We start from the raw sequence: 13703 nt of genomic DNA, 5'->3' as shown, positions 1-13703 counted from the left end.
CTTTCACACAAGCCTGGTTATTTTTATCTTTTGAAAACTAAACCATGGCAAAGCTACCAGTTGATTTGCTTTATAACCAACTATTAAGCAAAGTAATAAAAATGATAGTGCTGTTGCATAAGCTGCACCTATAGCACCAAAAAGTCCGATAAACCAATAATTAAAACCAAGGTTTGTGAAAATATTAAATAAAGCAAGCCATCCCAATACTTTTGTTCGCTTATAAAAAGTAACAAAGCCGGTAAATAACATATATGTACCCCAGAAACAGTATCCTAAAGCTACCCAAAATACATATCGATTTCCGGTGACATAACGACCATCAATAAACCATCTGAAAAATAAGGACGAAAAAAGTTGTATTCCCACTAGTATTACAATACACCCCAAAGCATATAGATAACTCATTTTTACTATCTGCAATTTATTGTCATCTGTAAGATTTGACAAACGCTCCATCAAAAAAGGACTATAATAATTAAAAAATGCATTAATTATGATCATTACCATTGAACCAATAGTATAACCAATATTATAAATACCCGCCTCGCTTAAAGAAACCATTTTTGCAATGAATAACCGATCAGATTGATTAACTACAAATTTTCCTAATTCATGCAGAATTAATGGCGCTCCAAAGAATAAACCCTCTTTAAGTAATTGGATCCGAATTACTCCATTTATGAAACCTTGCTTGTGGAAATAAACTAAACTGACACAAAAAAATATACCAGTTGTGATCAATGAAGAATAAATTCTGCCCTCCCATTCCCAACCTTTGACTATAACAAAATAAAGAGTTAGAGATATTTCTATGCAAAGTTTAAATAAGCTGTACAAAGTAAATTGACCAGCTTTTTTACCAAGGATTAAGAATACACTGAATTGATCACAATAAATGGTAAAAAAAGCTATGGCTATCATTATATAACCCCAATTCTTTCCAACATTCTGAAGCTCCATTTCATTATTAACCTGAGTAAAGAATTGCCAGCTTAATATTGCAAGAATAGCAGAAGTAAAAAAAGGAATAACCTGTATAGAAGAAAATAGTCGTGAAAACTCATCCTTACTTTTCCCCTTAAAATATTCTACGTTTAACAAACTATTAGCTGATAAACTAATTAAGGGAATTAATATAGTTATGTATGAGTTAAATAAGGACAAAGTACCATAGTCAGAGGGAGAAAGATAATGTGACAATACAGGCATGACAAAAAAATTAATGCCTGCCGCCAATACGCCAACAAGTGTATAAAGAGAAAGCTGTTTAAGAAATTTCATGGAAATATAAATCCTAAGGCTGAAAAGCTATACGAAAAAAAGAAGGAATAAAATACTATTAAAAAACATCAATCACACCATAAAAGATATTTACATTTTCAACTGGCGCATTTAATTCATAAAATATAAATCCATTCATTGCGGTTGGCTTCCAACCCTTAACCAGGCCATTATAGAGGTTGCTCTTACAAGATACGATCTGAATATACCTAACATTGAATTTTCTAAACACCTGGTCTAACATCCTTTTAAGATCTTTGGTATCAAATAATTCCATACCGCCTACATAAAAATAGTTAAGCTTGATTCCAAATTTACTTGGACTGATTTTTAATTTACCCCACAAAATGCTTCTATTCTCAGTAATTTCAATTACATCCTCTCCAGGCATGTTTTTTTTCAAATCAATAATTTGATCTTCTAAAGGATAAAATGTTGCCGATTTAAAGGACTCAATATTTTTAGTTTTTTTTGTAAAATAGCTGTCGCGTAAATAGGGAATATTTGGAATTTTAATCATTACAGATGGGATCTCCTTAAATCCCAGCTTTTTTGTAAAAATGGGGTGCGAATTATTGTTGGGCACACCATATATAAAGCCGGCTCCTTTTTCTTTCAGCACATTTTTCCCTTCGTTTATAATGTTTACAAAAACTTTTTTCCCCTGGTGTTTAGGATGAGTTGCTGACCAACAACTTTGGTAGCAACTGGAGATTTTACCATTATAAACGAAATCTGTGGACATAAAACCATTACATCCAATCATTTCACCATTTTCGAAAGCTGCAAGAAAAACAGTTTCCTTAGAAGCTTTAGGGGTAGTTGTATTCTTTAATAAATGACCCGGTGGGATGGGCTCCTTTGTTTGAAAAGCATCTTTAATAAGCATTCTAAGCTTTTCTTCTATCTCCGGGTTTTTAATATCGACCGGATGAATCTTATAATTCATACTAAAATATTTTATAGAAGAAATTGATTAATTTATTGATCAGGAAGTCTCTTTGCAAACCATCCATGGCAATAATGGTTTTACCCATATATTGTACGGTGCTTAAATGATGTCTGCCATCATATTGCCATTTATGATTTTCAATTGGCCTATAATCCTGATTAATCAAGATTTCTTTATAGATTTCTTTATTAAGAATCAGCACTTCTAAAAGAACAATTCCTTCACCATAAAATGAACTGGAATTTTGAGCAACTCTGTAGAGCTTTTTATTTAATTCTATAAATCCCCCGCCATTTCTATTAATTTTTTTATCTTGTGTAAGGGGGCTGCAGGGATGTCTTGACCAACTTTTATTTATCAAATTATCTGACCAAAATAATTCAAGTTCGTCTGTGTCTAAATTTGTAGTAATCAGGTAATAAATTCCTTCCCAACAAATTATATTACTGTCTGCGAAATTCCCTTCTAATAGTTGAATTTTCCTTATAGGTTTAGTTGGGAAGTCTTCAAATTCATATAAAAATGTTTTTCCCATTTCACTTGACTCCGGAAGTATGTAAATTTTGGCATTATCCCGAAACAAAAAAGGGTAAGAATGATGAAATTTATCTTTGATTATAGGCCCAAGATCATCCCATTGAATCAGATCAGTTGTTCGCCACACATTAATATATCCTTTGCCATCTATTTCCTGAAGTTCGGCAAACAAGTATAAGGCATCCTTATAAACATATAAAAAAGGATCTGCATAACTATGCACATGTTTCCTTGTATGCCTTATTTGCTTTGCATCAAAAATCTTTATAGAGTTCCTGAGAGGCTCATTTAATCTAAACCCTATATCTTCAGCAAAAATCCCAATTGACCAAAGAGCGCCACTTTCCAAATATGTCCTCATAATTCTTGTATTGCCTGAAGCACACGGTCTGTAGCTTTTCCATCAAAAGGATAGTTGCATTCTTTAAGAAAAGCCTCATATTTATTTAAGTCAGTGCATTTATTTTCATTTATCCAATGATTGTATTTATTATTTAAGTCATCAAGATCAAAAGATGTATGACATAAACCAGACTTAGAGAAATCCATTCCAAAAATATGAGGTGTGGGATGCCATCCCAATAACACGACATTTTTCTTTGCACACAAAAAACCAGTAATTAAGCTTGAACTAAAACCCAATATTAATTTGCTTTTTAGATATAGGTCGGTATAATCCCCGAATTGAATTATCTTAATAAAATCTGGATTAAAATTATAATATTGCCAATTTTTTTTATTTGAAATGGGGTGTAGTTTTATGTAAACTTTTACTTTATTACTTTCAGCAAATCTTGAAAGCACCTCAGAAATATTTTTATGGTGCTCTGGTGTCCAGTTCAAAATCCCTTCCTCTAAATAAGGGTGATCAATATAAATTACATAATCTTCTTCTATATGTTGATTTGAATAGAAATTATCAAAATGAGGCAGTCCAGTAAAAAGAGCCTCCATTTTTGAAATGCCAGTATATAATTCGTATTGTTCGAAATTAATTTGATTAAAAACTATAGAATACTTTGGAACCCTCTCCCTAAATCTATTTTTCGAAAGAACTTTATTTGGAAGGGATCTAAGCATTTGGAAAGGTGTAATGAAATACCTTTTATAAGAATCTAATGTTTCAAACCCATTTACATTACTATAATAAAATAATTTCGCTTTTACGATATCATAAAGATTGTTCTTTAAACGTTTAGCCAGGTATGGCAATTTGTGCTTTGTAAAAGTTTGCTCATTCCATCGAATAATAGCCGCATCTCTGTTCCCAGCAGCTCCATGTTCCAAATAAAAAGTTGAAATTCCAAAGCTTTTTGCTGCTACAATTAAAGCTATTTGGCGCAGATCGATAATTTCAAAGAAGATTATCTTATCGGGCCGGATATTTTGTAGCAGCTTTTTTGGGGTAGTAAATTGGTTCCAAAAAATTATTTTATCAAATTTTAATGGCAGGTCATCTAATGGCAATTGCATTTCGTTATGATCTATATGCCACAACAATACAAATTTGTGATTGACAAGTTTTGACAAATAATTGTAAAAGTCAAACCTTTCCGGAGGTACTACAACTAATATTTTCATTTTTGAAGCAATGCCCTGGTTCGTTAAAATTGGGTATTATAGAATTCTTTTTTTAAAACACCGTATTCAACGATATCCATATAAGCACCATTCTTAAACATACTTTCTCTTCTAATTCCTTCTTGTTTCATCCTTAATTTCGTAGCTAATTTTTGCATACCAGTATTCCGCGCTGATGTACCACAATAGATTCTATGCAAGTTCAAACGCTTAAATCCATAATCACATATTAATAAGCCTGCCTCTTGAGCAATACCTTTCCCCCAGTACTCTTTATTGCCTAATAAGATAGCAAATTCTGCATTCCTGGCTATCCAATCGATGCTTTGCAAGCATATGTTGCCAACATGCTCAGTATTGGATTTATTTATTATAGCCAATACTACATCAGATTGATAGTTTAGCTTTAAACTATTATAATAGGCTTGCATCCTCTCCAAAGTATATGGGAAAATAGCATGCGAATTGAATTGGCAAACTTCTTCATCGTTCAGCCATTGCAGGTAGGTTTTATTTAAATCTTTTTCCTCTAACGGCCGCAATAAAATTCTTTCGCCTTCCAAAAACTTTATATCGCTCATTTTTGTAGTTCGTTTTTTGTCAAATTTGCAAATTGAATCCAGCTTGTAGCGCGTTCACCAATAACAAGATGTTTAATTGGATCCAGTTCCCCGGTCTTAGGAAAATATCGAATTATTTTCTTGTGAAGCGCTGCGGCTTCAATAAGGAAGTTGGAGTAAAAGCCAATGATTAGATCTGCAATATTAATTAGTTCAAGGTTATTGATATTATTGATAAAATGAACGGGTATATGATAACCTGAATATAAATTCACCTCTTCCATTATTCCTTTTGGTTGTAAAGGATGCGTTTTTATTAATAATACCACATTCGGTATGTCTTTTAAAATTTCTAAAAGTTCTTTTAAAACCATTCCTTCATTAAAACCCCAAACTTCTTCCTCATTCCTTAAAGAAAGTGGATCTGGAGCATATAAAATAACAGTCGCAGATCTATCTTTTATTCCTATACTTTCCTTTAATTCACTTGCCTGTAGAGATGGCTTCCAATATTGTCCGATATAATCTATATAAGGATTCGAATGAATGCATAGCAAATCATTGGATATGCCGTCTTCTATAGCTAAAGCTTTTGCATGGTCGTCTAATACAATTATTTTATCAGGCCAGGTAAAGCCATCTCTATCCTGAAAACGTAAAGCCAGTGCTGTCCAGTGATCAATAAAAGCCCAGGTTGGAATAGAAAGTCGCTTTGCTTGCTTTATTATTTCCAGCTCGAATCTGCCTGATGATTCAGGATGTGACGTGCCTGTAAAAATCCAATCTGGCTTATCTACTTGAAGTTTTAAATTAAAGCTGGTTTGTATAGAAATATCTATATCCCAATCTTTATAAAAATCATACTCCTTATTACTGATAACTGTGTATTCCCCTGTTTTATGAATATGTTTTAATATAGAAATTAACCCCAGGCATGCCTTTGCACCTGCCGGATCGCTAAATGCAATTAATCCATTTCCTTTTAAGCAGTTATACATTCAACTTTCAGTTCATTAATATTTTCAAAGATCTTGTCAAATGCGTTTACCACATCTCTTAAATCGCCCTTTGTCATTCCTGGTCGCATGTATTCATGCCCAAATAATTTCTCAAAATGCATTTCCTCAGTGACCGGGCAAATCCCCTTGCTGTAGTCAACAATATTTTTATAAAGTGCCGGGTTAAAGGCCCAGGCTGCCTTTTCCTGGTATATTGGTTGCAAATAAAGTGGCTTCACATAACCCGAACCTATTAAAGGGGCCGTTTCTCGTAAAACAGCAGAGGGCAATTCAGCTGACAAGGCTTCAACAAACAGGTTTCGATCTATTCCTGCAATTTCTTTATTGAATTTAATTGGATGCACATAATATGTATGTACTGAGCCATCTTTAAGTTCTGGCTGTAATTCCAAAGCAGGATACCTAACTAATTGTTCGTTTAAATAAGCAACGTTTTCCAGTCGCTGATCCAATAGCGTAGGCAGCTTTTTTAATTGCTCAATGCCAATGGCACTTTCTATCTCTGTCATACGGTAATTATAGCCTATCAGGTTCGTAAGATCCTTTATTTCTTTAGGACCAACGATGTTTTCTGCATGATTGCGGATCATCTGGCAACGCTCCGCCAAACCCTGGTTGTTAGTTGTAATTACTCCGCCTTCGCCTGTATGAATATGCTTGTGGTAGTTCAGGCTAAACACTCCAATATCACCAATGGTACCTACATATCTTCCTTTGTACTTCCCCATTGGTGCTTGGGCACAATCTTCTATAACATATAAATTGTGTTTTTTAGCTATGCTCATGATTGCATCCATATCAGCCGGATGCCCAAAGATGTGCACTACCAGAATTGCTTTAGTCCTTGGAGTTATTTTTTGCTCTATGCTTTTAGGATCCATGCAAAAAGTTACAGAATCAATATCAGCAAATATGGGTATACCTCCATACACTAGGGGCGCAATAGCACTAGCCGACATGGTGTAAGGAGATACGATTACTTCATCTCCCGGCTGTATTCCAATGGCACCAATAGATGTAAACAATCCTGAAGTGTTTGAGTTTACTGAAATGCCGTATTTCACACCAATAGAATCTGCCCAGGCTGCTTCAAAAGCCTGCACATTGGGACCACCGTAAAAGTCTGGATCCCAAGCGCCAAGGTATTGTGATAAATTACCTGTATCCAACACCTCCATTACTGCTTTTTTCTCTTCAGCACCTATTGTATTATAAGCAGGAAATAGTTTTTCACGAATCGGGCTCCCGCCCTTTAAAGCTAGCTTAGCCATATTATTTGATTGTTTCTATTAATTTGAGCACTTCTTCATTTAATTGCAAAGCACTTGAAAAATTTGTTTCTGAGTTCCCTTTCATACAGCTTAAAGCTTTCTCTACTACAGCAACCATATAGTCCTTTAGTACCTCCTCTTGCCGCATGTTCCGATCTTCAAATAAAACTCCGTCAACAGTTTTGTAATACTTAATAGTATCTCCGCTATTCTCAATAAGTATCTTTTGACTTTTAGTATATATTTCCACTTCGAAAATAGAATACGTACTATCAATAAAGCCCTGCAACATTACCGGTATACCATTCAACAAAAAGCTACCAATAATAGTTGGGTCTGTTTCAAACGCATCAAAACCCTTGGAAAGCATTTGAACCTCGTCAAATCTTACTTCCCTTTCCAGCAAAAATGTTAACAGGTCAAGTCCATGACTTGCGCTGTTTAAAAGGCCCCTGTGGTATTTTAAGTTAATTAAATTGATTTGCTCTACGTGGCATATTTCAGCAAGCCTGTGTTTCAATAAATGATAACCGGGTTGGAACCGGCGAATATAATTAACTAAAATTTTTTGAGGGTCAAGTTCCAATGTTCGTAAAGCATTCACTTCATTAAGAGTAGCAACCACAGGCTTCTCACAAATTATAAAAGGAGAACTTAATCCGGATATTCTTTTTAGGTATTCAAAATGGTATTTTGTACTGGTACAAAGACTGATTATATTAAACTCTTTTAATTCTTCATCTGAAAGCCTTGTATAATACCTAACGCCATATTTAGTTGCCGTTTCAATTGCAGCCTTTTCATTAACATCTGAGACACTAAACTCAATCTCCGGATTTAACCTAAAGGCTTTGGCATGGGTTAGCACCTGGTCATTGCTAAAGTCATAACCCGACCCTATATTGCCGCACCCAATAACAAGGGCCTTAAAAGACATTTTTATTTTGCTTTTCGTGTAACCACCTGTATTTTATTTCCGCCAGATTCCAATCTTCCTCATTATCGATATCCTGTACTTCAGTTTCCGGCACTTCCAGACCTATGGTGTTATTCGTAAATATACTTTTGCTCTTTAAAAATCTTTGTACGCTAAAAAAATAGAATTGACCTGTATCGAAATAAGCAGCTGGCAGGTCTTGTGATCTTTTTAATTCATTTTCCGGCCAATGAAAGGATACCTGATTGTTATTCAACTTAAGTGCCCACCAGATAGGAACACTGTATTTAGCAATAGGCAATATTGTATCCGCGTCAGCATGTTGGAGCATCTCAAAAGCTGTTTTCAATTTTTCAGGAGTTATAAAAGGAGCTGTTGGATAACAGCAACATGCATATTCAAACTCTTTCCCTTCGGCTTTGAACCTCTCCAATACTTCAACTAAAACATCTGCTGTAGAGGAGAAATCAGTTGATGTCGCTTCCGAGCGCAGAAATGGTACCTCAGCTCCAGCTTTCTTAGCTACTTCAGCAATTTCCAAATCGTCAGTTGATACCATGACTACGTCGAAAATGCCCGACTGCAAGGCTGCTTCTATTGAGTATAGAATAATTGGCTTACCCAGAAATCTTTTTATATTTTTCCTGGGTATTCTTTTGCTCCCACCTCTTGCTGTTATAATTGCGATTGCTTTCATTTCAAACTTACAAATTAATATAATGCTTTTGATTTAAACGGTCCTTTTAGGCTAAGCCTTCATGGGTAAAGGGAGAGCCTTTTTTGAAGGACTTTTGGGCTTTTTTACCAATTAATTCCTCAAAATATTTGGGGTGCAATCCATTTCCCGGCCTGATAACCCGAATATGTTCTGCAGTTATTATTTCACCTGCCTCAATATCCTTTACTGCATAAATAGACCGTTTAAATAAAATGCTCTTATTTTCTGTTTCCTGTACTCCATATTGCACCCTGCCCAATGCTTGCCATGCTCTCTCTGTTTCCTGGACCAGTGCCTTTAATTCATGTGGCTCTAATGAAAAAGCACTATCAACTCCGCCATCTGCCCTATTGAGTGTAACGTGTTTTTCTATAATTGTAGCCCCTAACACTATCGCTCCTACAGAAACTCCAACTCCCATTGTATGGTCTGATAAACCAACTTCGCAATGAAACATTTCGCGCAGATGAGGGATTGTTTTCAAATTTGTATTCGTAGGCAAAGCCGGATAGGTACTTGTGCATTTTAACAATGCAAAGTTTTCGCATCCATTATTTCTTAAAGTTGTAACCACTAGTTCTATGTCGCTTAGTGAAGAAACGCCTGTAGATACAATAACAGGCTTACCTGTTTGGGCCACCTTTTTAATTAGTGGGATATGATTGTTTTCAAAAGATGCAATTTTATAAGCTGGAACATCCAGGCTCTCCAAAAAGTCAACTGCTGTTTCGTCAAATGGACTACTAAAGGCAATCAAGCCTCTTGATTTTGCATGATCAAATATAGACTGATGCCATTCCCAGGGAGTATAGGCTTCCCTATATAACTGGTAAAGATTCTTGCCTTTCCACAATGAATTGGCATCATCAATTTCAAAGGCACCCCCTTTTGCATCCATTGTTATTGTATCAGCCGTATATGTTTGAAGCTTGATTGCCTGAACCCCTGCGTCCGCGGCGGCATCTACAATCGCCAATGCCCTGTCTAATGATTGGTTGTGGTTGCCAGACATTTCTGCTATTATGAAAGGTTGATTTCCTGTGTTTATCTGGTAATTATTAATCTGCATTTCTCTGAATTAATTTTTCGAATCTGAATGACCCTGAATGGTTTTGACCCTCGTTTTCCAAACAGAGGTAATTATTTTTATTAAAGGCTTTTAACGATGCGATATTTTCTTTTTTTACATATCCTACAATCTTATGTATGTTTTCCGGAAGCTCAATTACCGCCAAATATTTTTCTCCAAGACCAAGTATCTCGTTGCCAAGTCCATGCCCACGATACTCTGTGGCAATCATATAATTAATAATAATTTCATCTTCCTGCAACTCATACCTTATTTGACCTGCTGGTTCATCGTTCATCTCCAAGATCAAAAAAATCGTATTCCTGTTTTTCATTTTTTCATTGTACCATTTTGTATGATCTTCCAGAGTAATTTGATGAGGATTAAAAGCATTGGCCCGAACAACAGGATCATTAGCCCAACGAAATATCATCTGTAAATCAGTGGCCCGTGCCAATCTTAGTTTTAAGTTCATTTATAAATTCAAAAAGATCTTTAATAGCCTATCGCCTGATTTCCTATCAAATACTTTATTTTGATTAGCTATTAATTTGGAAGCCTTTGCCATATAAACTTTTTCGCTCGTCAAGATTTCATTTAGGTATGATACAGGCAGCGCCAATTGTGACGATATAAAATAATCATAAACATCCTTTTGGTTATCAGCAGTTTGTTCTATAAAAGCTAAACCTCGTATGGTTACATATTCGAATAATATGGTACTAGGTGCCAAAATAGCCACATTGCACTGATGCATTATGGAAATGACTTCTTCTGTGGTACAATCTGTATGTAAGAAAACCGCAGGTACCGCTGATTTAATAACTTGCTGAAGTTCTTTTAAGTACAAATAAGCAGAACCAACAATTATATGCAAATGCCCAAAGTCAAGAAAGTTATTAAGTAAGCTTTCCAGAGTAGTTAAGGTTTTATTTTGAGGGTCGGCACCACCAAAATTAATTAAGATACTGGGCGGAAATTGATTTAAATTTTCCTTTCTGACTGAATGCAGGAATTCTTTTTTAATTAGAGTATATGCAGGCCCAAGCAATAAAACAGAATCTGGTTCATAATCATAATCAGAATCTGTAATACCTCCTGAATGATTAATAATCACATCAGAAAGAAAATGCGTTTGATGGATGTCATCGATGCTAACCAGTTTATATGCTCTTGCTTTTAACCTTCTTTGATATTCTGTGTTGAACCCATATCCATCCAATACTACAATATCCGTATCAGTTACCTCATTTACCAATTCATTATAAAATGCTTCAGATCCATAAATTGAATTTGGCAATGAATGCACAATAAATTTTGTTCCAAATAAATTGTAAATTGAACTTGATGGTTCCTGAATATTGATGATGCAATCAAAATGAGGCTCTAATATTTGAGCTAATGCATAAATTCTATGGACATGACCCAAGCCAATTTTTGAGTTTCCATCTGCGCGTAATATTACTCTTCTCTTCAAGCTTAAACAATTTTCCTGAATACAGGCTTTGTTGCATTACCCACCAGATAGTCCTTATAAGAATTCTCCAATGCTTGTTTGTAAACATCTGAAGCTTTTTTAAATGCAGAAGTAAAGGCATTGATCTCATCCAAATTATGGCTGAAGCTACATGTAAAAATGCCTTGAAATAAAACTCCGTTTTTAATCATCTCCTGCATAAACAAAGTCCGGTAACCCATATCGGCAGTCCCATTTCTATTTTTAAAAACAAATGCAGGCATCCATTCCGAATCTGAAACAATAATGTAATCATTTAGGTCAGCGTTTTTAATAATCACCCTGCACTTTTCTATAATAGTTTTTCCGGTCTCTTGCAACTTTTTAATTACTTCATTTTTCTTAAAAAAGTCTATGGTAGCCAGGCAAGCACCTATGCCATGTGTTTCACCACCATGAGTAGTAGAAATAAGGAAAACTTTCTCCTGACCAGGTATATCAATACTCCCTAATTCCATAACTGCCCTCTTACCTGTTAATGCACAAAATGAAAAGCCATTGGCGATTCCTTTTCCCCAGGTTGCCATATCAGGCTCCAAACCATATTTTGCTATTGAACCAGGAAAACCTGTTTTAAAACCTGTGATCATTTCATCAAGAATAAAAAGTGCGCCGTTCTGATGTACCAATTCTATAGCAGCCTTTAAAAACGTACCGGGTTCTCCCCCACAGGCACAATTCTTATTGCAAAAATTTTTCTCAGGTTCTGTAATAACACCAGCTATCTGCCCGGGGTACTTCTCAAATAAAGCTTTTAAGGAATTTATATCACAAGACTTGAATGTTACAGACAGTTCTTTTGTTTCATCTGGCACCCCTCTGTCACAGGCTGTTTTACCAATGAACCAATCATCATAAGAATAAAAAGGGTGGTCACCTGGAAAAGCAATCAATTTTCTTTTGGTAAAAGCACGTGCCAATTTTACCGCAGCTGTGGTTACAATGGAACCATTTTTTGCAAATTTTATCATGTCGTGCTGTGGCACAAGTTCTAAAAAAGTTTCCCCCATTTCCTTTTCAATCACACTGGGACGTTGAAAATTCACGCCTTTATCAAGCTCTATTTTCACCCGGTCCAAAACTGGCTCAAAAGCATGTCCTAAACTTACTGACGTAAGCCCCATGGAGCAATCAAGAAATTTATTGCCATCAATATCCCACAACCAGGCTCCTTTACCCCGCTCAATTGCTGCCGGAGCTAATTCCGGAAATTGATCATCACCTTTAGAGTAAGTATGCGCGCCACCTGGAACCAATTTGTGGATGACTTCCCTATATTTTATTGAATTCCTGAAATCCATTTTGATTAATTTTCTTTCGTTTAAGTTTTATATCCAATTAACAGGATTAAGTAACTGTTTTTCCTTTACTGAGATTTTATTTACTTCGCTAAAAACATTTTTGTCAATAGAATGTTGCAGCAGGTCAATATTATTTTGCAATTGATTAAGGCTATCAACACCAATTAAAACGCCGTCGACTAACGTATTTTGCAGCACATATTGCAAAGCCAGAGCAGCTATATTTGTTCCTGCTTCTTTTGCAATGGCTTCCAGCTTTTTTATATGTGGAGTTAATGGCTGGAGAATGGAAGGGAAAGAATCTATAAGCTTAAAAAATAATCCCTGCAAAAATACTGAGCGGACATGCAACAGAATTCCTTTTTGCTTTGCCTGCATTAACCAATAACCCCTAAGAGAATCATTATCAAGCAGGTTGTATGGTAATTGTATCAGGTCAATGCCTGGCTCTGTTAGCAAAGATTCCAATTCTTCATTAGTATAAACAGAAACCCCAATACGTTCTAATGCACCCCTTTCCTTCAACTTTAATAAATTCTGAATCAAATTTTTATGGATCAAATAATCTGAAAAGCTATGAAAAAGATATGCCCGATAAGATTTTATTTGCAGTCGTTGAAGATTGTGTTGAACAATGCTTTCAAGGTTAAAATCATTGTTATCGACATGAAATTTATTGACTATAGCAAATCGATGTTCCCGCTCGGAATGATATTTTCCAATTATGTCAATAGCATCCCCATAAGCAGCGGCTGTGTCTAATGTACTTATTCCGAAATCATACGCTTTATCTAATATCTTCGTTACCTCCTCGTAAGATGGTTTGCCCGCATTATTATTAATGCCATAAGAAAGACCAAATTGAACAGTACCTAAAATTATCTTATTTATAGCTTGCATTCAGGTCCTTCTTAAGCAGAGATATGGAATATAAATTTTGAAAATCTTCCTGTCCATC

14 protein-coding genes are annotated in these 13703 nt (G+C 35.3%); all 14 read right to left on the bottom strand.

What is annotated here, in order from left to right; all coding sequences use genetic code 11:
- Positions 1-3: 3 nt before the first annotated feature.
- Genes BUA53_RS04180 through BUA53_RS04115 form a run of 14 tightly spaced genes read right to left on the bottom strand, consistent with a single transcriptional unit; the run spans position 4 to position 13645 of the window.
- Positions 4-1284, bottom strand: coding sequence for a lipopolysaccharide biosynthesis protein (locus BUA53_RS04180; protein WP_072834004.1), 1281 nt, complete (start codon positions 1282-1284; stop codon positions 4-6).
- 58 nt (positions 1285-1342) lie between these two features.
- A complete protein-coding gene (locus BUA53_RS04175; RefSeq protein WP_072834003.1) occupies positions 1343-2233 on the bottom strand; it encodes a GNAT family N-acetyltransferase in 891 nt (296 codons plus the stop codon).
- 1 nt (position 2234) lies between these two features.
- Entirely contained in the window at positions 2235-3134 is a 900-nt protein-coding gene (locus BUA53_RS04170; protein ID WP_072834002.1) for a glucosamine inositolphosphorylceramide transferase family protein, read from the bottom strand.
- Positions 3131-4354: a polysialyltransferase family glycosyltransferase gene (locus BUA53_RS04165; protein WP_072834001.1), complete on the bottom strand. Its 1224-nt coding sequence runs from the start codon at positions 4352-4354 to the stop codon at positions 3131-3133. The genes BUA53_RS04170 and BUA53_RS04165 overlap by 4 nt, the downstream gene beginning before the upstream one ends.
- 23 nt (positions 4355-4377) lie before the next feature.
- Positions 4378-4935, bottom strand: a complete 558-nt coding sequence (locus BUA53_RS04160) for a GNAT family N-acetyltransferase (protein ID WP_072834000.1) — start codon at positions 4933-4935, stop codon at positions 4378-4380.
- The gene (locus BUA53_RS04155; RefSeq protein WP_072833999.1) at positions 4932-5912 is read right to left on the bottom strand and encodes a CDP-glycerol glycerophosphotransferase family protein; all 981 of its coding nucleotides are present in this window, start codon (positions 5910-5912) and stop codon (positions 4932-4934) included. The genes BUA53_RS04160 and BUA53_RS04155 overlap by 4 nt, the downstream gene beginning before the upstream one ends.
- Entirely contained in the window at positions 5897-7204 is a 1308-nt protein-coding gene (locus BUA53_RS04150) for a DegT/DnrJ/EryC1/StrS family aminotransferase (RefSeq protein WP_072833998.1), read from the bottom strand. Before BUA53_RS04150 ends, BUA53_RS04155 begins: the two co-directional genes overlap by 16 nt.
- Position 7205: 1 nt before the next feature.
- Complete coding sequence (locus BUA53_RS04145) at positions 7206-8141, bottom strand: Gfo/Idh/MocA family protein (protein ID WP_072833997.1); 936 nt, start codon at positions 8139-8141, stop codon at positions 7206-7208.
- Entirely contained in the window at positions 8131-8838 is a 708-nt protein-coding gene (gene pseF, locus BUA53_RS04140) for a pseudaminic acid cytidylyltransferase (RefSeq protein WP_072833996.1), read from the bottom strand. The genes BUA53_RS04145 and pseF overlap by 11 nt, the downstream gene beginning before the upstream one ends.
- 46 nt (positions 8839-8884) lie before the next feature.
- Positions 8885-9928 (bottom strand): pseudaminic acid synthase, encoded by a 1044-nt coding sequence (gene pseI / locus BUA53_RS04135; protein WP_072833995.1) that lies wholly within the window; start codon positions 9926-9928, stop codon positions 8885-8887.
- Complete coding sequence (locus BUA53_RS04130) at positions 9918-10403, bottom strand: GNAT family N-acetyltransferase (protein WP_072833994.1); 486 nt, start codon at positions 10401-10403, stop codon at positions 9918-9920. The genes pseI and BUA53_RS04130 overlap by 11 nt, the downstream gene beginning before the upstream one ends.
- Positions 10404-11405 carry a UDP-2,4-diacetamido-2,4,6-trideoxy-beta-L-altropyranose hydrolase gene (gene pseG / locus BUA53_RS04125; protein ID WP_072833993.1) on the bottom strand — a complete coding sequence of 334 codons (1002 nt, stop codon included), beginning with the start codon at positions 11403-11405 and terminating at the stop codon, positions 10404-10406.
- A 2-nt stretch (positions 11406-11407) separates the two neighbouring features.
- Complete coding sequence (locus BUA53_RS04120) at positions 11408-12745, bottom strand: glutamate-1-semialdehyde 2,1-aminomutase (RefSeq protein ID WP_072833992.1); 1338 nt, start codon at positions 12743-12745, stop codon at positions 11408-11410.
- 27 nt (positions 12746-12772) lie between these two features.
- Positions 12773-13645 carry an aldo/keto reductase gene (locus tag BUA53_RS04115; protein WP_072833991.1) on the bottom strand — a complete coding sequence of 291 codons (873 nt, stop codon included), beginning with the start codon at positions 13643-13645 and terminating at the stop codon, positions 12773-12775.
- Positions 13646-13703 lie beyond the last annotated feature (58 nt).

Source organism: Flavisolibacter ginsengisoli DSM 18119 (assembly GCF_900129295.1).
Classification (GTDB): Bacteria; Bacteroidota; Bacteroidia; order Chitinophagales; family Chitinophagaceae; genus Flavisolibacter; species Flavisolibacter ginsengisoli.
Note: the sequence above shows the minus strand (reverse complement) of the source record. Positions and strands in the feature narration are given on the sequence as shown.